The sequence below is a fragment of the Pyrinomonadaceae bacterium genome (genome assembly GCA_036277115.1).
Classification (GTDB): domain Bacteria; phylum Acidobacteriota; class Blastocatellia; order Pyrinomonadales; family Pyrinomonadaceae; genus UBA11740.
Map to the genome: position 1 here is coordinate 549,583 of DASUNM010000021.1, position 21,487 is coordinate 571,069.

Annotated in this window: 17 protein-coding genes; 6 read left to right on the forward strand and 11 right to left on the reverse strand. The window is 58.0% G+C overall.

All coding sequences use genetic code 11. The features are described 5' to 3' along the window. Positions 1-80 precede the first annotated feature (80 nt). From VFX97_06750 to VFX97_06770, 5 genes are all read left to right on the forward strand, one after another. Positions 81-1,742: a diguanylate cyclase gene (locus VFX97_06750; protein HEX5702879.1), complete on the forward strand. Its 1,662-nt coding sequence runs from the start codon at positions 81-83 to the stop codon at positions 1,740-1,742. An 87-nt stretch (positions 1,743-1,829) separates the two neighbouring features. Further along, the gene (locus VFX97_06755) at positions 1,830-4,037 is read left to right on the forward strand and encodes an ATP-binding protein (GenBank protein HEX5702880.1); all 2,208 of its coding nucleotides are present in this window, start codon (positions 1,830-1,832) and stop codon (positions 4,035-4,037) included. 131 nt (positions 4,038-4,168) lie between these two features. Beyond that, complete coding sequence (locus VFX97_06760; GenBank protein HEX5702881.1) at positions 4,169-4,552, forward strand: STAS domain-containing protein; 384 nt, start codon at positions 4,169-4,171, stop codon at positions 4,550-4,552. Positions 4,553-4,587: 35 nt separating this feature from the next. Continuing rightward, positions 4,588-5,847 (forward strand): HD domain-containing phosphohydrolase, encoded by a 1,260-nt coding sequence (locus tag VFX97_06765; GenBank protein HEX5702882.1) that lies wholly within the window; start codon positions 4,588-4,590, stop codon positions 5,845-5,847. Positions 5,848-5,863: 16 nt separating this feature from the next. Next, the gene (locus tag VFX97_06770) at positions 5,864-6,100 is read left to right on the forward strand and encodes a hypothetical protein (protein HEX5702883.1); all 237 of its coding nucleotides are present in this window, start codon (positions 5,864-5,866) and stop codon (positions 6,098-6,100) included. Here VFX97_06770 and VFX97_06775 read toward each other — a convergent pair. The 9 genes from VFX97_06775 to VFX97_06815 all read right to left on the reverse strand — a co-directional run bounded on the left by VFX97_06775 (position 6,097) and on the right by VFX97_06815 (position 17,484). Next, complete coding sequence (locus tag VFX97_06775; GenBank protein ID HEX5702884.1) at positions 6,097-7,092, reverse strand: aldo/keto reductase; 996 nt, start codon at positions 7,090-7,092, stop codon at positions 6,097-6,099. The genes VFX97_06770 and VFX97_06775 overlap by 4 nt on opposite strands. 2 nt (positions 7,093-7,094) lie before the next feature. Then, a complete protein-coding gene (locus VFX97_06780; GenBank protein HEX5702885.1) occupies positions 7,095-7,976 on the reverse strand; it encodes an FHA domain-containing protein in 882 nt (293 codons plus the stop codon). A 77-nt stretch (positions 7,977-8,053) separates the two neighbouring features. Then, on the reverse strand, positions 8,054-9,607 hold the full coding sequence (locus tag VFX97_06785) for a serine/threonine protein kinase (GenBank protein HEX5702886.1): 1,554 nt from the start codon (positions 9,605-9,607) through the stop codon (positions 8,054-8,056). A gap of 13 nt (positions 9,608-9,620) precedes the next feature. Beyond that, complete coding sequence (locus VFX97_06790) at positions 9,621-11,114, reverse strand: PP2C family serine/threonine-protein phosphatase (protein HEX5702887.1); 1,494 nt, start codon at positions 11,112-11,114, stop codon at positions 9,621-9,623. Continuing rightward, the gene (locus VFX97_06795) at positions 11,111-12,793 is read right to left on the reverse strand and encodes an FtsW/RodA/SpoVE family cell cycle protein (GenBank protein HEX5702888.1); all 1,683 of its coding nucleotides are present in this window, start codon (positions 12,791-12,793) and stop codon (positions 11,111-11,113) included. The genes VFX97_06790 and VFX97_06795 overlap by 4 nt, the downstream gene beginning before the upstream one ends. Before the next feature lie 110 nt (positions 12,794-12,903). Beyond that, positions 12,904-14,790, reverse strand: a complete 1,887-nt coding sequence (locus VFX97_06800) for a penicillin-binding transpeptidase domain-containing protein (GenBank protein HEX5702889.1) — start codon at positions 14,788-14,790, stop codon at positions 12,904-12,906. 3 nt (positions 14,791-14,793) lie between these two features. Next, a complete protein-coding gene (locus VFX97_06805) occupies positions 14,794-15,627 on the reverse strand; it encodes an FHA domain-containing protein (protein HEX5702890.1) in 834 nt (277 codons plus the stop codon). Positions 15,628-15,689: 62 nt separating this feature from the next. Beyond that, positions 15,690-16,496, reverse strand: coding sequence for an RNA methyltransferase (locus VFX97_06810; GenBank protein HEX5702891.1), 807 nt, complete (start codon positions 16,494-16,496; stop codon positions 15,690-15,692). A 13-nt stretch (positions 16,497-16,509) separates the two neighbouring features. Next, a complete protein-coding gene (locus VFX97_06815; protein ID HEX5702892.1) occupies positions 16,510-17,484 on the reverse strand; it encodes an endonuclease/exonuclease/phosphatase family protein in 975 nt (324 codons plus the stop codon). A 200-nt stretch (positions 17,485-17,684) separates the two neighbouring features. Here VFX97_06815 and VFX97_06820 point away from each other — a divergent pair, with 200 nt between their 5' ends. Continuing rightward, a complete protein-coding gene (locus VFX97_06820) occupies positions 17,685-18,050 on the forward strand; it encodes a hypothetical protein (protein HEX5702893.1) in 366 nt (121 codons plus the stop codon). Positions 18,051-18,180: 130 nt separating this feature from the next. Here the strand turns inward: VFX97_06820 and aroF are convergent, their stop codons facing one another. Both aroF and argS read right to left on the reverse strand, forming a co-directional pair. Then, positions 18,181-19,200 carry a 3-deoxy-7-phosphoheptulonate synthase gene (gene aroF, locus VFX97_06825; GenBank protein ID HEX5702894.1) on the reverse strand — a complete coding sequence of 340 codons (1,020 nt, stop codon included), beginning with the start codon at positions 19,198-19,200 and terminating at the stop codon, positions 18,181-18,183. Positions 19,201-19,335: 135 nt separating this feature from the next. Further along, positions 19,336-21,480, reverse strand: a complete 2,145-nt coding sequence (gene argS / locus VFX97_06830) for an arginine--tRNA ligase (GenBank protein ID HEX5702895.1) — start codon at positions 21,478-21,480, stop codon at positions 19,336-19,338. Positions 21,481-21,487: the final 7 nt, after the last annotated feature.

Genomic DNA, 21,487 nt, shown 5'->3' on the forward strand with positions numbered 1-21,487 from the left:
GTCTGTGATGGCCTGACAGAATGCACAGACTGAAGTCTGTGCCACGTATACTGGCGACGGAAAGCAATATTTAACCCCTAATGACCCGAAAGAAACTCGCGCGACTGGCGCCCATTGAACAGGAGTTACCGGAACGAGCGCCAGGCGGTTGGGACGAAGTGCAACAATCGGTCGCCGCAGATTCCGGAATCGCTGTGTTGCTGGTTGAGGGCTACCAGCCTCCCGCCCTCGCCGTTTCGAACAACAACTCGATTTGTGAAGCGATGCAGTCGTCGCCGGAACACGTGCGCCTCTGTGATCCGTTTTGTGGATTGGCGCACAAACGAGCGGCCAATGAAGGCGCCGTGGTTCACTATCGATGCCACGCAGGATTGCAGTGCTTCTCTCTGCCGGTTGAAATTAACACGCGGCAGCTTGCAGTGATCGGTGGCCGCGCATTCAGCAGCGGCAAGGATTATCGCGAATTTGTCGAGCGCGTCCGGTCAGGCGACTTGCACGAGCTGGCCGCGGACGAACTGTTTCGCAATGTGATCTTTGCGGATGAAGGTGACCTCGATCATGCGGCCCTAAGACTCAGCCGCGCGGCGGAGGAGTTTCGCGAGAAACCGGTTGCGCCGGCCCCGGTAGAATTGCCGGCGCGGGAAGAGAAGCCCGCGAGCGACGAGCCGCTAGAGGCAGTCGAAGAACGGCGCGTTGAACGTGCTCCATACGTGGGTCTGGATCGCCGCGCGCCTTTTGCTGATTCGATTCGACGATTCGCCGAACAGATTGATGCCGCTGAACCGTCACAGATTTACGAGTCGATCCTGGCGCAATCCGCCGACTTGTTGGACGCTGAACGCGGTTCGCTTTGGCTGTTCGACGAGGAATCGAACCAGTTGAACATTAAAGCCGCGCGCGGCATACCTGTCGGTCAGCGCGATATCGAAGCCATCCGCGTGGGTGAGGGAATCGCCGGTTCAGTGATCAGTTCAGGACAACCGCTGGTTACCACGATCGATGCCCTGGGTAAACCGTCGTTGCCGGAACGGAAGTACAAAACGGGATCCTTCATCAGCTATCCGATCACGATTGGGGCGCGAAAAATCGGGGTCCTGAATGTGACGGACAGACGAAGCGGCGCGGCCTATCAGGAATCAGACCTGGAGGTAATCGATCTGGTGGCGCCGCAAATCGCCCTCGCGCTTGAACGCGCTACCTGGCAACACCGCGCGAACCAGTTTCAGTTGATGTCGATTACGGACCCGCTGACGGGGCTGCATAACCGCCGTTACATGGAAGCGCGTTTGTCTGAGGAACTGAATCGTTCGAAGCGTTACGATTTTCCGATGAGCTTCATGATGATCGACATTGATGATTTCAAGCACTATAACGATCGCAATGGTCATCAGGCGGGCGATCGCGCGTTGGAAATAACCGCGCAGTGCTTGCGCTCGACGCTGCGGAAGGTTGACGTCGCGTCGCGCTACGGAGGCGAAGAATTTACGATTCTTCTGCCGCAAACGACCTTGAAAGAGGCCGGGGCCATTGCCGATCGCTTGCGGCGGGAAATCATGACCACGAAGTTTCCGCACGGCGCTTCACAGCCACAGGGCGCGGTGACGATTAGCATAGGTCTATCGTCGCTGTCTTCGTCGGTCGATTCCGCTGAAGCAATGATCCGGGCAGCCGACCGCGCGCTGTATTACGCGAAGAGTCACGGTAAGAACCGCGCGTACGCATATCAGGGCGCGGGGAGTTAGTCAGTAGTGGGACAGACTTTAGTCAGGGCTTCTTTAATCGAGGCCTAGGTGAAATCACCGGCTGAAGCCTGGGCGAAGTAATCAAGGATGAGTCATCAACGCATTCTGGCGAAGTTGACGCGGGACGAGTTCGTCGGCCGCGATGCTGAGCTGCATCGACTCATCAGCTACTCGTCGCAACCAAACGAGCGGAAGCTTCTGTTGTTGGCGGCCCCTAATGCGGGCGGCTCGGAATTTTTAAGACAGGCTTACGACGAACTGTTCTTTCGACGCACTCAGGCGGCGCCCATTCATTTTTCGTTTCGGGCAAGTGAAGGCAGCCTGGCGGATGTCGCCTCGAATTTCTTTCGGACCTTTCTTCAACAATACGTGGCCTATCGCCGGGTTAACCCGTCGTTGCTGACGACAGCACTGACCGCTGAGGATGTAGCTGAAGCTGCCCTGCCCACCGACTATGAAGCAATCATCTCGCTGCTCGAATCATTCGCACGCGAAAAGGCGTCGGCCGACGAGCTGACATTTCTTCGTTTCTGTTTGCAGGCGCCGCAGAAGCTGGCGGCGGCAACCAAGCGGCCGCTGCTTCCGCTGATCGATTGTCTGCCGCTGGCGGATGAAGCAGACGCGGGCCTGCTGGCGAAAGAGCTCACCCAGGCGTTCCTGCGCCGTACTCCGTTTGTCGCGATGGCGGGACTACGACGGCAAATGCCGAACGCGATTCACGCCGCCGGCGCTGACCTGGATGCGGACGAAATAATCCGGTTGGATTATCTGGCTGAGGATGACGCGCACCTGTTGCTTGACGCGCTCACGCGCAGTGTTGGCGTCGAGAGCAACGAGCAGGCCCGCGACCTGATCGTCCAACAAGTGCATGGCAGCCCCTTCTTCCTTGCTGCGCTGGCGCAGGCCGCTCGTGAAAAGCGCGCGTCGCTCACCAGCTTCCTCGAATGCCAGAGGCTTTATGTCGACGAACTGCTCGGCGGTCGCATTCATCGCCACTTCGCCGGCTTACTCAGTCAGGTAGCTCCGCAAGCGCAAACGCGCCGGACGTTGGTCCGCGTGCTGTACGAATCAGCTTTGAGCGAAACGCGCAAAGCATCCGTGTGGACGTGGAAGAAGAGACTCGGGGTCGAAGGCCACGAATTTGAACGAATCATCGATGCGCTGCACATTCACGAACTGGCAAACTCGAGCGGTGCGACGATCGAGCTCAATTCCGAACCGCCGGTGTGGATGGACTATTTGCACGCCCAGTATCAGCTCGAGGTTGCGGGCGAGCCGCGCGCCCTCGTGGTGGCCAACACGTTGCTAAGTACGCTGAAGCGCGCGCCGCAAACCATGCGTCGCAAGTACCGGCGCGAAGCTGCGCTCGGTTTGAGAGACATCCTGGCGCGCTTCAATTGTCAGGAGGTCCCGGCCAGCCTGTTTCAATACGATCGTTTCGCCGCGTCGCACTCGGGCGTCGATACAGAGACGGTGAATGCCGCGCTCGACGCTGAGCCGGACATCGTACGTTTGCCGCAGATTGTCTCTGCCGAGGACTGCTCAGTGCTTGCCACGGCGGTGCGAACGGAAGAGGGACGATGCGCGATTGGCCATGGCTTCGAAGGAGCCGACTACACCGATGAGCACGAAGTAGTGTGGTTGACGGCTGAAGTTGAATCGAAGCTCGAGGCTGACGACGACGTTACAAAAGAGGCGCTTGAGCGTCTGCAACAACTGGCTCGTGAAGCGAATCTCGGCCGCACGCGGTTGTGGCTGGTTAGTCCCGAAGGTTTTTCTGAAGATGCGTCAGAAGTCCTCAAGCAGCACGACGCGTACAGCTCCAGCCGGCGGCAAATCGAACTGCTGACCTCGCGCGTGCAAACGGAACCAACTCAATCCGAAACGACATCGGATGAATATGAGATGGTGATCCCGATGGGCACCGATACTGAATTGATTGCCGCGCGCGCGGTGGAAGAGATCGCGCGCCGCATCAACTTTCAACCGGAAGCGATCAATCAGATCAAGCTCGCGCTGGTCGAAGCATGCATCAATGCGACCGAGCACAGCCTCAGTCCCGACCGAAAGATTTATCAGCGATTTCGCGTGGAAGATGATAAATTAGTCGTCATAGTTGCGAGCCGCGGCGTCGTTCCGGCAAGTGTTCCGGACAACGGCGTTGCGAACGGAGATGGAAAAAGTCGTCGTGGGTGGGGATTGAAACTCATCCGCAGCCTGATGGACGAAGTTGAGTTCGAGCGCGTTGACGACGGCACTCAATTGAGGATGACTAAGTACCTTCGTAAAAAGTGAATCGTGAATCGTAAATAGATTCGTTTGCCCGGCGAGTCTCTTTACGACTTACGATTCAAGAATGGTGACGGTTTCTATTCACGATTTACGGTTCACCATTCACTAGCCAGTAAGAGGGGGGCTTACTGAAGATGGAAACCACGGGGGCGACTCCGGTGCAGGCGCGTTGTGTCGGGGACACAGCGATCATCTACGCCAGCGATTACCTGAACAAGCTGAGCGGCGAACGCATCGAGCGTGAATGCAAGAACCAGCTCGAAGCAGGCCGACAGGCAGTGGTCATTAATTTCCGGGACACCGAACTGGTAAACAGCATCGGAGTCTCGATTCTCATGGGCGTCATCGACGCAGCCGAGCAAAGCCATGCTCGGCTAATTTTTTGTGACGTGAATACTCAATCAGCGAGTTTGTTTAAGATGCTCGGCCTCACCAAGCATGTTCGCATTGCGTCGGACGAGAGTGAGGCATTGTCGTGGATTGAACCCCAAAATAACGCGTCCGCCACGGCAACGTAGTCAGAACCGCCTGCGTTAGCGGGCGGGTAATATCAATGGAAACTAACAACCAAAGACTCCTCCACACCTTCGCGGCCCTGGCTGATCTGGGCCAGGAGATTGCCAACACCGCAGACTTTGAAGAGATGCTGCGGTCATCTTTTCATCTGCTGCTCGGATCGGTCGCGATTCGCCGCGGCGCCGTCGCGCAGTACGATCGCCAGGGTGACACTCTTCGCGTCATCTCCGCGCGCGGCCTGGAGCAAACACCGGACACGGAAATCCCAATCGCCCGCGAACATGCGCGTGAGCTGGCCAGCCTTGGCGCTTCACTGACATTGGCAGATGGGACTTCTGAAGCGACGCGCTTCATGGAAGATCACCAGAACTTTTTTGCGTCCGCGGAAATTCAATTGCTGCTGCCGCTGGTGGTCCACGAACGTTTAATTGGCGTGGTTCTGCTTGGCGAAAAAGCCAGTGGGGAAAAGTTCAGCGAAGAAGATCTGGAAACATTGAGCGCGCTTGCGCGTCATATCGCGGTCGGCATCAACAGCCATCACCTGCTGGGGGAGGTGAAGCGCAAGGCGGAAGAAAACCAGCGGCTGTACGACGGCCTGCGCACTATCTACAAAGAGACGGTACGCGCCTTCGCTGCCGCCATCGACATGAAGGACCGCTACACGCAAGGTCATTCGGTGCGCGTCGGCAAGTACAGCGAAGTGATCGCGCGCGAGATGGGCTGGGGCGAAGACGAGGTCGAAGGCATCACTATCGCCGGCTATCTTCACGATATCGGCAAACTCATCGTAGACCTGAGCGTCATTAACTCGCCGGAACGGTTCAGTGCAAAAGATTCAGCCGAGATGAGTAAGCACCCGGCCGCCGGTTATGAAATCCTCGCGCCGATTTCCCATCCTTACGCCGACATTCCCCTGATGGCTCGTTACCATCACGAACGCATCGACGGCGCCGGTTATCCCGACGGCTTGAAAGGCGATCAAATTCCGGCGGGCGCAAAGATCGTCACGCTCGCCGATTCATTTGACGCGATGACGACCGATCGTCCCTATCGAAAGAAGCTTCCGCTCGAAGACGTCCTCCAGGATTTCCGCGCCAACACCGGCACTCAATTCGATCCGGCTGTCGTCTGTGCCTTCTGCCGGGCTTTCCTCAATGAGATTGAAGGCAGGAAAGAACGTCGCCTCCTGAACCTGCTGAATCGAAACTACGAAAATGTCGAAGCCGTTACGCCCCTGCTGAATGAAATGCTAATCGAGTTCGACGTCGGCGCGATGGCCGCGACCACCGGCCACTAACTCTCAAGAAATCTTCATGCGTTTTATCGATTGGATTCAATGGCCCGCAATGGTCATCACTGTGATCGCGGCGTGGATGATCGGTTCGCAAAGGAAGTTCAAGCGGAACTGGGGCTTCTGGTTGTTCCTCTTAAGCAACGTCCTTTGGATTATCTGGGGAGTCGGCGACGGGGCTTATGCGCTGATTGCTCTTCAGTTCGCGTTGGCGGCGCTGAACATCCGCGGCGCTGTGAAGAACCAGGCGAAGAGTTAAATTCCCGTCAGCCGCTCAAGCGATTCAGGATAACGCGCGCCTTGCACCGTAATTTTCGCGGATGCCTCATCAATCTCGCGCAGGTCATCTGCGGTTAACTCAATCTCAGTCGCGCCGATGTTTTCCTCCAGGCGATGTAGTTTAGTAGTACCGGGGATGGGAACGATCCATGGTCTCTGCGCCAACAGCCAGGCGAGCGCAATCTGCGCGGGCGTCGCATTCTTCCGTTCCCCGATCGAGCGCAGTAGATCGATGAGCGTTTGATTCGCTTTGCGCGCTTCCGGCGTGAACCGCGGTAGGCCCGCGCGAAAGTCGTTCGGCTCGAACTTCGTCGTCTCGTCCATCTTGCCGGTAAGAAAGCCTCGCCCCAGCGGACTGTATGGAACGAATCCGATACCGAGTTCCTCGAGCGCCGGCAAAACCTCCTGCTCAGGCGTCCTCGTCCACAGTGAGTATTCGTTTTGCACTGCCGTGACGGGCTGCACTGCGTGGGCGCGGCGCAGGGTCTGGACGCCCGGCTCAGACATACCGAAGTGTTTGACCTTACCTTCCTGAATCAGGTCTCGCACGGCGCCTGCTACTTCCTCAATAGGCACATCCGCGTCGACGCGATGTTGATAGAACAGATCGATACGATCAGTTTTAAGGCGCTTGAGTGATGCTTCGGCAACTTCCTTGATGTGTTCGGGACGGCTGTCGACACCCGCCCAACGCTTCTCGCCCGTGGGATCCAGTTTGAATCCAAACTTCGTGGCGATCACTACTTCGTCACGAATGGGAGCCAGCGCTTCGCCGACAAGTTCTTCGTTTGTGAAAGGACCATAGACCTCGGCTGTGTCGAAGAACGTGATGCCGCGCTCAAAAGCCGCGCGAAGGAGAGAGAGCATCTCGTTTCGATCGGGCGTCTTCCCGTAAGACATGCTCATCCCCATGCACCCGAGTCCCAGCGCAGACACTTCGAGGCCGCTGTCGCCAAGTTTTCGTTTCTTCATCTCTACTTCGGCTGGATTCTCAGTGTGTACGCGCAGATTGAGATCTTCTCGTCGGGCTGGACGACGGTGCGCTGTTCGCGCGGAAGTTCGCGGCCGGAGACCAACGTAGGATTGCGGCCTTTGGGAGTCAGCCAGAAACGGCCTTGATCGTCGAGGGTCAAACTCGCGTGCACACGGCTGATTTCGGGATCGCCTTTCAAAGGCAGATCGACGGTCACTGATTTTGATCCGCGGCCAATCGTAATCTCGGGCTTCGTGATCGGGACGACCGTTTGGCGCACGCCTTCGCGCCACAACTCGATCGAATAAAGCTCGACAACGCGCGGGCGGACGACGGTAACCTCGCCGCCTTCAGTCTCGCCCCCGACCTCCGCAGCACCGGTTGCACCATCGCCTTCGGGCGCCGGCGCGGGGCTGCCGCCCATGGTTGTGTTCAGTGCCGCGGGCCGAACGGTGACCATCGTGTGGCCGGCTTCGGCTTCATCCCAAACGGCTTGCACCCGAAACTCGTTCTTGTTCAGAGTGCCATCGACGCGCAGCTCGATCGCGAACGACTTAGTCTGCAGATTGTGCGAACCGGCGAGTTCACGCGCGCGCTCAGACAGGACATGGAACAGCCCCTGTTCGAGGCCACGGCGCTTGTCGCCTTGCCAGTCGCGGTCGTCTTCGTTGCTGAGGTAGACGATGTATTCGCGCGGAATATAAGTTGGCCCGCCGGGCGGGGTGAACATTTCGCGCTGCATCACGGCTTCAACTTCGCGAGCGATCTTCACGAGGAACTCTTCCGAAGCGCGGCGCGGATGCGCCTGCTCGTCAACTTCTTCGAGGATGTCGTCGGTGGTCTCGCCGTCGATCCAGCGGCGGATTGATTCAATTAGGCTCATGGGTTAGTGAATAGTAAATCGTGAATGGTAAATAGGCGAAACGGCGGCGAGCCTATTCACGATTTACTATTTACGGTTCACTCAAACTTCAGGTACTGCCTGTTTACCCAGCCGCGATCCTGCGAGCTGGGCTCGGACTTGGGGCGGCTGTGCTCAAGCACTTGAACCTCACACCAGTTGGCGTTGTTGCCGCTGATGCTCAGCACCTTTACGCGCGAGCCCGCGGCGGCCACACCCACCCGCTCGTTAGCGGAACTGGGGCCGGCCCGCAAGTTTAGATCAGTTGTGGTCAAAGCTTCACGTCCGATGGGGCCCGTTTGTTGTGTCTGCTGCTGGGCCCAGCGATTGCGAATGTAGTTCCGGGTCGCGAGCAGCATTCCGGCGAACGCGATAATCAGGACGAGGGAAACTAGAATTGCCCGCAGCCGCGTCGAGGGCTTCGGCTTGGGTTCGACTTGTGCCGGCTTTGCACTGGTTTTCGGAACGCACTCCGGAACCGCCACCTTGACGCGGCCGGGTTGCTTTTGGACACCGCCGAACGTCGGTGCAGGCGCCACCGCCGCCGGCACGTTCTGATTAGCAATCGCGACGACGATCCGTGGGCGCGCGCCATTGACGGCCGGTTCTTCGCGCAGCTCCTGCGAACTTTCGAACCGCGGCCTGGGCGGGGCGGCCGTAGCCACGGCGGCAAGGTTCAGATCTGACGTAACTCCACGACGTGGCTCGACCGCGTGCAGCTCGCGCGTCGGCGGCAGCATCGCGTCGCTTAGCTCGTCCCAGAACTCCTGCACTGTCTGGTAGCGCTCGCTAGGCCGCGTCTGCGTGGCTTGCTCGAATACCGCGAGCAGGCTTTTCGCCCAGGGTTTGCCCGCTAAATGTTCGGGCAGTTCGGTAACAGGTTCGTGGGCGAATTTGCGCGGAGGCAAACCGCAGATCAACGTGTAAGCAGTCTTGGCCAGCGAATAAATATCCGCCGCCGGCGTCAGCCGTTCGCTGGACAGCGACGCCGTGCCGAGAGGCCCGGTTTGCAGCAGCGGACTATGTTCCGGCGCGGCGTAGATATTTGTGCCGACGCGGGTGATTGCGCCTTCCGAGGCCTCCATGCGCGCCACACCAAAATCGGCAATCTTGACGATTTGATGGTCGGCGGTGAGCAGGAGGTTCTGCGGCTTGATGTCGCGATGGATGACACCCGATACGTGTGCGTGGGCCAGGCCCGAGCAAACCTGCTGAAGATAGAAGAGGGCGGTTTCCAATGTGAGCGGCTCGCGCCGCGCCAACGCTGACAGGTCACCGCCACCGAGAAACTCGAGCACAATGTAGTGAAAAGCAGTTCCGTTGAGATCGAGCGCCGTACCGTGACCGAGACGGCTGATGATGTTCGGGTGGCGCACGCGATCGAGGGCGATCGCCTCGTTCTGAAAATTCTGAATTAGCGTGCGTTCGAGTTCGGGATCCTGATAGCCCTGCAGCAGAACGTTGAGGGCTTTGATTACGACTTCGCGGAAGCGTTCATCAGTAGCGGCGAGATCGCGGGCGACGTAAATCTCTGCGTAGCTGCCGCGTCCCAGACAATCTTCGACGTCGTAACGGCCATCGAGTCGGCACTGTAGAAGTTTCAGCTCTGACATGCATCGTCCGCTGTCATTTGGGCGCAGTCTGGCCTTTCACTCCGAGGAGTTCGTCGAGGATGGTTGCTGCTTTTTGCTGACCCGCCAGGGCGTCCTGCGTAGGGGCTCCGGTTGCAAAGGAACTTTGTTTTAAGGCTGCCGCGGCCTGAGCCAGCTTTACTTCTGCCTGCAAAGAAAGGGGAGCGGCCGCAGCGGTTTGATAGTTCGCGATGGCGAGATCTAATGCCTGGCCGGCGTCGCGATGGTTGCCGGTGAGCATCTGCGCGCGGCCGTACAGGTAGAGGAACTCAGGGTCCTTCGATTCGAATGGTCTCGAACCGGCATTCACGTTCTCAGCCAGCCACTTGTGCGGGTCGGCATCTACGGCAGCCCGCTTCGTGTCGAATGATGCGCGGGTGTCGGGCAACGGCGACTGCGACGGCGTGGGCTGAACTGCCGGGGCGGCATTCAAATTCAATATGCGACGAATATCCGGGTACCGCGTGCCGGCGTAAAACGCTGCGGCGATCAGAGCCAGCACGAAAACAAATCCAAAAAAGCGACGCACAGCGCGACCTCCTGTCGCAGCTTCCTGTTCTGCTGCGACGACAGCCGGAGCAGCCAACGGTTGATTTTCGGGGCCCGGGAAAGCAATACGCGAAGCCGGTGTCAGGAGCACGCGCGGCTCAGCAACGTCTGGCGTAGTGCGGTGGAGTTCCGGCGGCAGCTTAGCGTCAACCGTCCGTTCGACATCTGCGGCGGCGGTGTGCTTCGGCGTCCCGACCTGAACGATGACAGCAGTGAGATTGTCTTCAGCGCCGCGTTCATAACAGCGGCGCTTCATCTCTTCGCAAACTGCTTCGATAGGTTGGCCGCTCAGAACTAAGTCGCGCAGCTCATTGTCTGGGATATGGCGGGTAATTCCGTCGGTGCAGAGCAGGAACGAAGTGCCGTCTTCAATCTCGATCGTTTGCATGTCTACTTCGACCGAGGGTTCAGCGCCGAGGGCGCGACTGATCACGTTTTTGCTGGGATGGTTCTGCGCCTGTTCAGGCGTCATGCGGCCGGCGCGAACTTCTTCTTCGACGATCGAATGATCCTCAGTTTCGCGACGGAATTCACCCTTCGATGTCAGGCGGTAAAGACGCGAATCACCCACGTGTCCGAAGGTCGCGCGCAAGCCATCGACATGCAGGGCGACGATCGTTGTCGCCATCATCGAGAACCGCGGATGCTCGTTCGCCATCTGATGGATCGATGCGTTGGCGCGCTGAATCGCCAATTCCATCAGGTCCTCAACGTCGTCGCCGTCGTTGATCCGGTGGCGAAAGGCTTCGCTAAGAACATCGACGGCGGTTTGGGACGCAACCTCACCGGCCTCTGCTCCGCCGACACCGTCAGCGACGGCAAAGATGCCGCGCTCCTGATCGCTGAGGAATGAATCCTCATTGAGTGGACGCTTGTCATTCAGCCCACGGTCGCTCACTGATGCGACTTTCACTTGGTTGGCAGGGGTAGGGGTGCTCACTCAACAGCCTCCAGCTTGATGCTGCTCTCCGGTTCGTGCTTCACACGGGCCATCGCGCGGGCATCAACCGCGTTTCGATGTGAGAAGGCCATCAACATTCCGAGCATCGCGAAACTTGTGATCAGACTAAAGCCGCCGTGGCTGACAAATGGAAGAGTGATGCCCGTCATCGGCAGTGCGCGCACGATTCCGCCGATATTCACCAGGGCCTGAACGCCGATGAAGGCCGTAAGCCCGGCAGCGCATAACTTCGTAAACATATCACGCGCATCAATCGATGTGCGAATACCTGCAATGACTAAAATAATCACCGCCAGGATGACCAACGCGCCGCCGATCAGCCCCAATTCCTCAGCAATTGCGGCGTAAACATAGTCCGAATCCGCAATCGGAATCACCTCCGGAAAACCAAGTCCTAAGCCGCGGCCGGTCGTCTTGCCTGAGGCGATCCCAAAGATTGCCTGCGCCGGTTGGAAAGCGAGCTTATCGAACCAGACGTCGTTGTTGACGCTTTGCCGCATCGTTTCACTTTCGGCGGCGAGCTCGCGCATGCGCGGATTTTCAGCGAGGGCTTCTTCGAATTCAGGCTTCCACCAGGAGGTCTCAGGCGAAGGCGGATTGAAACCATCGAGCCATAGATGGAATCGCTGCTGAATGCGGGAAGGCAGGACGGTCTGAATCGGACGGGCGACGGTGGGCAACATCGGAAATTTTTCCTGCATGTCGCGCGGCAGCGCGCCAATGACCAGAATCGATATCACCAGCACGATCGATCCGACAAAGACCAGCAACTGCGGCCAGCGACGGACGGCGACGAGATAAAGCGTGGCGTACGCGCCGCTGAAGATGAGCATCTGCCCGAAATCTTTGAGGGCGAAAAACGGTATGAACGGAATCATCGCCATCACAAGCAGGGGGATGATGTCGCGCGCGCGCGGAATGCCCCAGTAGGTGCGCGCCAGGTCTTTGTAGCGCGCGGTCAGCAGGCCCGCGAAGCCCAGCAGGAAGGGAACTTTCGCCGGCTCCCACGGCGTCGTGTTGCCGAGCGACTTACCCGCGCTCGAGTTAACGATCGCAATTGCCAACGGTAACAAAGTGACCAGAACGATGATGAAGCTGTTGCGCTGGACCCATGACAGCAGACGGTCACTCATGCAAAAGGCAAACGCGAGCGCAAATCCGATCAACGCGAACACCGGGACCCAGGTGTAGCTTGATGTCACCGCATTGAAGAAACTGTAGCTTGCTTCCTTAACCGGGAGTTCTTCGTTGGCCGGTGGCGTGGGCGGCAGACCCATCAGCGCGCGTTTGTTCGCGTCGTAATTCTCGTTGATGTAACGAATGCGCAGCGCCTGCGTTTTTTCCTGGCGGGCGGCGGCTTTGTTGCGCGCGCCGTACTCGGGGTCACTGTACAAACGGTACTGGACCAGCATGCCCATCGAGAACAGAACAACAGCCGCCGTGTAGAGGACCCAGCTTCCTTTGAATCGATACGTGCGTGAGAGCCAGAACGCAGCCACGATAAGCGGGAAGAACAAAAGGAGGTCGCGCGCCGCGCCGATCCATGAGGTTTCGTAACCACGAATCAAGCCCGAGCGGTAGATGGCAAAGTAGCCGACAACCTCGACCGCGATCAGCGCGAGCAGGACGAAAATATGTGATGAAAGACGATTCCTCATTCTGATCTAACGTCTATTGACTGGAGCGTAAGCGTCCCCTCTTGCTTCTCGATAAACTCACGATGTATTGCCAGCGATACGCTTGCGCTCCAGTCATCATCAAAAAATCCTCACGGAGTCGCACGCGGCCTGACGCGCGGCCGCGGGGTCGGGCTCGCCGACGGCACGCTTGTATTGCTGCCAAAGTAACCCAACGACTTCGCTTTCAGAATCAACTGCGCCGCAATCGGTCCGGCGTTCTTGCCGCCGTAGAAACTGATTCCGGGACCGGGACCTTCCAACAGCACGGCCATCGCAATCACCGGCCTGTCGAGCGGAGCAAAGCTCAGGTACCACGCATCGCTTCTGAGCTTGTCGTGCATCACGATTTCGTAATACTGGCGGACGATATTGCCGCGGAAGTCGCGCTCGCTAACCAGGCGACGCTGCGGTTCACCCGTCTTGGGATCGATCACAGGGACGGCTTTCTGGGCAGTACCGGTCTTGCCTCCGCTCTTAATGCCGGCAGCTTTCACTGGGGCCATGACGCTGTTCGCGGTGCCGCCTTCAGTAACCAAGTGCATGATGCCGCGGACCGTTTGCGCCTGCGCGGGAGTCAGCACCTGACTAAACATTTCGTTGGGACGGTCCAATTCGATCTTGGGCTTCATTAGCTTGCCCTCCATGTTCGCACCGGCTGAAACCACCAGCGCCATCTGGAATGGCGTCATCTGTGAAGCGTAACCCTGGCCGTAACCTTCGTACATCAACTCGCAGCGCGTTGATTTCTTTCCGGCCTTCAGCCAGGACTCGGTCGGCGCGATCGCGTTCTGAACCGCGCGCGAACTCGCATTCCAAATTTCCGGTTGACGCCGTCCTTGACCGTCACCGCTGAGGCTGTCGTAAGCGCCCATGCCGAGCAGCTTGGCCGTCTCTTGAATCTTCTCGCCGCCTAACTGCGTCCCGAGCCATGAAAAATAGATATTGCTCGACTGCTGAAAGGCCACATCCATCCCGATGTTCCCGCATGCGTGGCATCCACCACCGTCGTCGGTAATCGTTTTGTCACAGCCCGGCGGGGAAAACATCCCGCTGGTATTGAAGCGCACGTTCTGCATCCCGTTGCGGAACGCCGCGTACATCATCACCGTCTTAAAGGTCGAACCGGGCACGTAGTATTCGTTGGCGGCGCGGTTTAGCAGCGGCTTCTGTTTGCGATCTTTGTCCAGACGAATCCATGTCGCTTCGTCCTGCACCTGCTTCAGGCTGTACGCAGGATTGCTGTACATCGCCAGCACTTCGCCCGTCTGCGGATTGAAAATCACGACTGCGCCGGGATTGCCCTTGAGTTGATCGACGACGGCTTGCTGCAGGTCTTTGTCGATTGTCAGCGTGTAATCTTTGTTCAGCTTCTGTTCGACGGTTTCGCCCTTGATGATTTGCATCACTTCCGGGACCGCGCCGCTTTCGGTTCCGAAGAGGGCGCGCTCCAGTCCGGGATCGCCGCGATCCGCGCCAAACAAGTGCGCAAACGGATCATCCATCGGGTATTCGCGAACGATCTGACCCGACGAATCCTTCTTGTAGTAAGCCAGCGGCCGGCCTTTGCGATCGTAAATCCAGCCGCGCAATGTCGATTCAGAAAGACGACGGTTGCGCAGGTCCTTGTAGCTCATCTCCTGAAACTTCGGATTCCGATCGCGCGCGTAGTTTGCCCAGTAGACGTGAAAGCCGAACATGGTCAGCGCAATCAGCACGAACAGCCAGCGCCAGACTCTCAATCCGCGATTAGTTGCCGAAGTGCCGAGACGCCGCCGAAGCTCACCCGAGAGGTTCGCGAAAATTTGTGCGGCTCCGCCCTTGCGGGTAAACCAGCCGCGCACCAGGCCAATCAGCAGCAGCAAAGCGACGAACGCAATGCCGATCAGAAAAATCAGTGTCAGCCAGGCCGGGAATTTTTCCGGAGAGTCTACAGGCGTCGGAGTGGCAGATTGTAAGAGAAACAGTGCGCGCGCCATGTGTCAGGAATTGATTCTACGAAACCGGACCTCGACATCGCCAAACGCGAGGAGGTCGCCTTCATTTATGGGGCGTGCTTCACCGTAGGGGATTCGTTGGCCGTTGATGTGCGTGCCGTTGGTTGAGCCGGTATCGGCCACGACGATAGTGCCGAGATTGTCCATTCGCAGCGACGCATGAATCTTCGAAACGCTCGAGTGATTCAGATGCAGATCACTATCCGTGGCCCGGCCGACATTTACCCGGCGTCCGCCGGGCGTAAACTCCAACTGCACGTCTTTGGAAAGTTCGGGGGTGGAAATGTGCACGCTGTACTTGACGCTCAGTTTCTCGCCGTGGCGGGGTGCGTTCTTAAGTCCGTCTTTGCCAAGTTTGCGCTCGAGGTCTTCCCGCTGAAGCTCTTCTTCAAACTCGCCGTAGTTCGGGTCGACGGCGATTCCTTTCGTGAAGATATCAACTTCAGTCTCAATGCTGACCGGCGCGAGGGTGCGATAACGACTGTCGTTGATGTGATCGATAGCGGCGGCCAGTACTTCCTGTTCGAGCCGCTTCGTCACCTCGGGAGCAGTCTCAGAATGTTTGCCCCACTCGACCTTCAATTTCAAATGATGGGGAGCAATGCGGCCGCGGCGTTTGTCGTCGCGCGCCCGTTCATCGATGAGCGCGTTCATTCGCCGAATCAGGTGATCGGTGCTCAGGCCGCCTTCAGCATCAGGCGTCCGGCCCAGCTTGCGATCCACGACGTCGCCAACGCCCTCAAGGACGCGGCGCATCAGCCGCTCCGGCACGATCGTGTCGCGGCGTCTTTTTGGACTCGGGTTCTGCTCTTCTGCCATGAACGTTAATACGTTGTGACCGCCAAACCTGTTCGAAGGGGTTGTTCCGACTCAAAAATACACTAGTTTGCCGCGCGCTGTCTTGCCGCTTCGAACAGAATGACGCCGGTGGCGACCGCTACGTTCAGGCTTTCCGCGGCTCCCTGCATGGGAATTCGCACGGACGCATCCGTCGACGCGAGCTCTTCAGGCGACAGCCCGGTTGATTCCCGGCCAACTATTATCGCGCTCGATTTGCGCCAATCAACATCCCGGTGCACCTCTGAACCGGACGAGTCGGCGGCGATTGTTTGGATTTTCCTCGAGCCACACCAGGCAACGGCTGCGGGGAACGAAGGGCCGTTCCAAATGGGCAAGCGAAACGCCGAGCCCATAGCGCCGCGCAGAGCTTTAGGCGAAAACGGATCGGCGGTGTTAGCGGTCGCGATGACCCCGGTAGCGCCCGCCGCTTCCGCCGTGCGCACGATCGCGCCAACGTTCACGGGATTGTTGATTTCGTGAAGGATGACGACGAGCGGCGACTTCGTTTGCTTCGCGGCAAAGGTCTCTTCGTCATGCGCGGGTCGGACAGCGAGCACGACCACGCCTTGTGGCGTTTTCGTGTAAGAGACCGATTCGAGCAGTTTCTCGCTCACGGTGGCCGAAGTGTCAGCGACGGCGCTCAACTTTTCTATCGAGTGGGCCGCGCGATCTTTGCGCAGGATATGGTCTGAGTAAATGACCGCTTCGATTCGTAGATCGGATTTGAGCGCTTCTTCACAGAGCCGCAGTCCTTCGACGAAGATCAAATCGTCGAGCTTGCCATCGCGCACGGCACGCGCGCGGCGGAGCAGGGAATTGTCGCGGCTGGAAATCTTCAAGGCAGACATCAGAAGTCAGACGTCAGACATCGGTCTCAAGGCTAACATCTGACGTCTGATATCTGACATCTGATGTCTGGATCTCCGCCCAAACGGGCCAATGATCGGAAACGTTTAAAGGCTTCGCCACACCCCAACGTTTGAACGTGATGCCTTTGCCGAAGATCCAATCGGCATGAAAGCGCACCACCCCTGCGCCGCGCCAGGTCGGAATGTCTGTGGGAAACGGGGTCGTGTAGCCGTGCGACTCCATCAGTTTGCGAATCTCGATCGCCTTTTCCTTTGACAGCGTGTTGAAGTCGCCGAGCAGCACGGTCGGGCCTTCATGCTCCGTCGCTCGTTCGAGGACGAATTCAGTCTGTTGATGTTGATTGTCGAGCGGCCCATGCGGATCGATGTGCGCATTGAACAAGCGAACCTTCTCGTCGCGCCAGTGAATGGTCGCAGCGACGGCGACGCGCGGATGCCAGGGACATTCATGCCACGGCAGGTCGATAAGTTCGACGTCGGTAAGCGGCAGGCGGCTCAACCAAGCCACGCCCATGTCGCCCTCGTCATCGTTCGCGACTTGCTCTTCAAAGTTCAGCCACCACTCGCGTTGCTTCGGCGGTACGCCAAGCGGCAAACCTACGCCCGCATGCACGTAAGACATCCTCATTTCTTCCGCCAGACGTCGCGCGATATGTTGACCGCCTGTGCGGCCGGTCATCTTGTCGGCTTCCTGCAATGCTAGAATGTCCGGCGCGGGCAGCAAACGGTTGTTAGTGAAAGCGGCGGCGGCCGTTTCGAGGTTGCCCTCAATCGCATCGGCGCGACGACTTGGAAAGTTATAGCCAAGTTTCCGCAGCAGGCCGGACAGAATCAGAAAACGCCCGACTGCATAGCGAATGTTGTAGGACGCCAGCACGAGGCTCGACTTTTCGGCGACATCGTTTTGCGAAACGTGTTGGTTTCCAAATTCGATTCGCGTGTTCGCGTCCGGCGGCGTGAAAGACATTGCGGCGCATGATGTGGCAGCAGACCGTGAGTTAGCAAGCGCTGAGTCCGACACTTACATGCGTCACCGTTTTTCTCTGTGCGTCTTTGTGCGTGCTCTGTGTCTCTGTGGTGAGAACACTGCGTGCAGGAATTCCCCACAGAGCCACTGAGATGTCACAGAGACACAGACTAAAGCTAAGTGTTAGTAACGAAAGTTACATGAATACAGTTATCGCCGTCGTTGATGATCTCTTCTTCGCTTCGAAGATTCGCGGCACGGCCGGACAGGTCGGCGCACGCGTACAGTTTTCGAGATCAATCCCCGATGCGGTTGCGAAAGCACGACAGGAAGCCCCGGCCTTAATCATTGCCGACCTGAATGCGGGTTGCTGTGACGTTCTGGAGTTGGCGCGCGCGTTGAAGAGTGATGAGGCGCTGGCCGGTGTAGTACTGCTCGGATTCTTTTCCCACATCCAAACCGAGTTACAACAAGCGGCCGTCGCGGCGGGTTACGATCGAGTGATGCCGCGTTCAGCTTTCACCATGAAGCTTGCAGCTATTCTGTCGGAAACCGTGGAAGGTTAATTAGCACGTCTTTCTCGGTGCCTCTCTTGTGCGATCTCTGTGTCTCTGTGGTGGGATACCGGGACAAGAACTCACCACAGAGCCACTGAGGCCTCACAGAGATACACGAAGAAATGCGAACACGAGAGAATTACGACACCGGTTGCGGGGTGACGACCTCATGAATCGGCCGCACTTCCTGAATTAGTTGCTCGTATTGATCAGGCGTCAGCGCCTGCGCGCCGTCTGACAGGGCCTTTTCAGGCTGGTCGTGAACTTCGACGATCAAACCATCGGCGCCAACCGCGACACCCGCACATGCTAAGGGAATCACCATGTAGTTCTTCCCGGTCCCGTGCGAGGGATCGACTACCACCGGCAGGTGCGACAGGCGACGCACAGCGGGAATCGAAGCGAGGTCGAGGGTATTACGCGTGTGTTGCGCGAAAGTCCGGACGCCGCGTTCGCACAGCACCACGTTGTAGTTGCCTTCAGACATGATGTACTCAGCCGCCAGCAGCCACTCATCGAGTGTCGCCGACAGACCGCGTTTCAAAAGCACCGGCAGATGCGAACGGCCGGCCCGCCTGAGCAGACTGAAGTTCTGCATGTTCCGTGCCCCGATCTGAATGACGTCGCCATATTTCTCGACGAGATCCAAACTGCTTTCATCCAGCGCCTCAGTTACGATCTTCAGTCCATAAGCTTCGCGAACCTCGGCGAGAATCCTCAGTCCTTCTTCGCCCAACCCCTGGAAAGCATACGGAGAAGTCCTTGGCTTGAACGCGCCGCCGCGAAAGAAACGCGCACCGCTGCGCCGCACGGCTTCCGCAACGGCAAAGGCCTGGGCATGGCTCTCGATGGCGCACGGGCCGGCAATGATGGCGAGTTCGTCTCCACCAATCGTTGCGTCACCGACGCGCACGATGGTCTTTTCGGGGCGCAGGTCCAGACTGATCAGTTTGTAAGGTTTGGTGACGCGAATGGCTTCAGCCACACCCGGCAGGTTTTCGAAACGCGTCGGGTCAATCGCGCCCGGATTGCCGGTGACACCAATCGCTGTGCGATGCGCGCCCGGCATTGAGTGCGGTTTGAAGCCGAGTTCAGTGATGACGTCGCACACATGCGCAACTTGCGCATCCGTGGCGTCGGCTTTCATGACAATGAGCATCGCGACCTATCGTAAAGGGTAATCGGGAAAATCGTAAATGGACGGGGGCGTCTCGGTCCTGTCCCAGGCGTAAACGCCTGGGCTACATAAAAGATTTTGTCTAAATAGGACGCAAAGCACAGTTGACTGAACCGTTTACATGCGTTCCGGAACTGTAATACCCAGCGTCGCCAACGCCGCGGTCAACTGACGCCTCGTGTAATCGGCAACCGTGATCAGAACCGCGCGTTTTGCCAAATCTTCTTCCGCGATAATTCGGTGCCGGTGATAGAAAAGGTTGAAGGCCTTCGCCAGATTGAACGTGTACTTGGCCAGGAAAGCCGGTTCGGCGCTCGCGGCTGCCGTGGCGTTCGCATCTTCGAGGCGCGCGGCGAGCATCAAGAGCGTCCAGATTTCGTCACCAGTCTCGCCTTCAAGCACGCGCGCAACTAACTTTGCGTCGTGTTGCAATTGAGTTCGACCCGTGGACGCTTCCCCTTCTCCGCTCGCGGAGAGGGGATAAGGGGGAGAGGTTGCGTCGCGCGCCGACCCCTCCCCTATCCCCTCCCCGCTTGCGGGGAGGGGAGCTGCATCAAGCTTTCTGAAAATTGAGTTGGCCCGCACCGCCGCGTATTGGCAGTAAGGTCCCGTCTCGCCTTCGAATGACAACGCTTCCTTGAAGTCGAAAGCGATGACGGTGTTCCGCGTGAACTTCAAAAGGAAGTAGCGCAGCGCCCCAATCGCAATCGCATTCGCCGTGTCACGCTGGTCCTTCTCATCCAAATCAGCGTGGCGACTCTTAACTTCCGCGAGCGCGTCTGACTGTAATCGATTGATTAGATCGTCGGCTTTAACGCCGAGGCCTTTGCGGCCGCTCATCTCGATATAAGGCCGTTTCCGATCTTCTTCAGACAGCGCGATTCCAAGTTCCTCGCACGCGGCGGGCGACAGCGCCACCATTTCGTACGACAAGTGAACGCTGGCTTGCTCACCCAGTTCAGGAACAATTGAAGCAACCCCGCGCTTGACGATTTCCTGCGGATACGACTGGCGCGAATCGATCACGTTGTAAACGACCGAGCCGCCGCCGAAATTCGGACGCGGCACTTCAGGCAGAGTCTCGGCGTTCGAATCAGTGGTCGTCACCCAAACAACCTGGTCATCCGGATAACTGCGAAACGGCTTGTAATTAAAATCCAGTCCGAGCTGTCCGAGCTTCCAAAGTTGGTAGGCGATGTCTTTGCCGGTGTAGGTCACCGTGCCATTTGAGCGCACGATAATCTTGTCGGACTCGTGCTCGTCAGTTCCGGTGTGCGATTCGAACGGCATCACCCAGCAGCCTTTATGTTTGCCTTCGCTTTCAAACCGGATCACGCCGCGATCTTTCATTAGCTGAAACGCGCGCTCCCAAAAATGCAGATGTAGAATTTCGGACTCGCGCGCCAGCAAGTTATAACGAATCCCCAGCCGCTCCATCGTATCGAGAATGCATTCGACATTTCGCGTCGCGACGTAATCCGCCAGTTCCGCGGTCGGATTGTTTCCTTCTTCTATCGCGTGAAGGATCTCGGCGCGCAGCTTCAGCTTTTCCGGGTTCTGCTCGCCTTCCGCCTTGCCGTCGCGGTAAAAAAGCCCGACGCGCGTGTACAAATCCCAGCAGTAATAGTCGAACGACTGATCGGCAGTCAGCGAGCGGTCGAGCGTCTTGATGTCATCGAGCGACATGTTCTCGATGTGCATGAAACCAATCACCACGTCGGCAACCTGGACGCCCGTGTTGTCGATGTAGTTCTGGATTTCGACGCGATTGCCTGCGGCGTGGAGGATGTTCACAAAGGTATCGCCGATCACGGAGTTGCGAACATGACCGATGTGCGCCGCCTTGTTCGGATTAATGCTGGTGTGCTCAACCATCAGCTTCCGATCGTGTGGCGCGTCGCCGACCAGTCCGGCGCCGTCGGCTTGCTTCGTCGCATCGGCGCTCGCCAAATCGCTTAGCAGTCGAGCGCGGTCGAAGAAGACATTGAGATAGCCCGCGCCCGCAACTTCGACTCGAGCAACTTCGTCGACTTGCTCAAGAGCAGACTTTAACGCTTCAGCGATGACGCGTGGCGCGCGCTTCTCGCCGGTCTTTTGCTTAATTAGCTTTGCCAGTTCGAACGCTACCGGAAACGCGAGGTCGCCGAGTGCCGTGCGCGGCGGCACCTCGCCCGCGACCTGGTCGAGCTCGACATCGAATTGCGCGCGAGCCCCTTCGCGGATCGTGTCCTTGATCGTGTTTTGAAGATCGAGCAGGTTCATGAGAACA

Excerpts from the sequence above, each read along its gene's own strand:
- argS (HEX5702895.1), bottom strand. The coding sequence starts at position 21,480 with ATGAACCTGCTCGATCTTCAAAACACGATCAAGGACACGATCCGCGAA.
- VFX97_06760 (HEX5702881.1), top strand. The coding sequence starts at position 4,169 with ATGGAAACCACGGGGGCGACTCCGGTGCAGGCGCGTTGTGTCGGGGAC.
- VFX97_06755 (HEX5702880.1), top strand. The coding sequence starts at position 1,830 with ATGAGTCATCAACGCATTCTGGCGAAGTTGACGCGGGACGAGTTCGTC.
- VFX97_06795 (HEX5702888.1), bottom strand. The coding sequence starts at position 12,793 with ATGAGGAATCGTCTTTCATCACATATTTTCGTCCTGCTCGCGCTGATC.
- aroF (HEX5702894.1), bottom strand. The coding sequence starts at position 19,200 with ATGCTCATTGTCATGAAAGCCGACGCCACGGATGCGCAAGTTGCGCAT.
- VFX97_06785 (HEX5702886.1), bottom strand. The coding sequence starts at position 9,607 with ATGTCAGAGCTGAAACTTCTACAGTGCCGACTCGATGGCCGTTACGAC.
- VFX97_06810 (HEX5702891.1), bottom strand. The coding sequence starts at position 16,496 with ATGTCTGCCTTGAAGATTTCCAGCCGCGACAATTCCCTGCTCCGCCGC.
- VFX97_06780 (HEX5702885.1), bottom strand. The coding sequence starts at position 7,976 with ATGAGCCTAATTGAATCAATCCGCCGCTGGATCGACGGCGAGACCACC.
- VFX97_06800 (HEX5702889.1), bottom strand. The coding sequence starts at position 14,790 with ATGGCGCGCGCACTGTTTCTCTTACAATCTGCCACTCCGACGCCTGTA.
- VFX97_06815 (HEX5702892.1), bottom strand. The coding sequence starts at position 17,484 with ATGTCTTTCACGCCGCCGGACGCGAACACGCGAATCGAATTTGGAAAC.
- VFX97_06805 (HEX5702890.1), bottom strand. The coding sequence starts at position 15,627 with ATGGCAGAAGAGCAGAACCCGAGTCCAAAAAGACGCCGCGACACGATC.
- VFX97_06765 (HEX5702882.1), top strand. The coding sequence starts at position 4,588 with ATGGAAACTAACAACCAAAGACTCCTCCACACCTTCGCGGCCCTGGCT.
- VFX97_06770 (HEX5702883.1), top strand. The coding sequence starts at position 5,864 with ATGCGTTTTATCGATTGGATTCAATGGCCCGCAATGGTCATCACTGTG.
- VFX97_06775 (HEX5702884.1), bottom strand. The coding sequence starts at position 7,092 with ATGAAGAAACGAAAACTTGGCGACAGCGGCCTCGAAGTGTCTGCGCTG.
- VFX97_06750 (HEX5702879.1), top strand. The coding sequence starts at position 81 with ATGACCCGAAAGAAACTCGCGCGACTGGCGCCCATTGAACAGGAGTTA.
- VFX97_06820 (HEX5702893.1), top strand. The coding sequence starts at position 17,685 with ATGAATACAGTTATCGCCGTCGTTGATGATCTCTTCTTCGCTTCGAAG.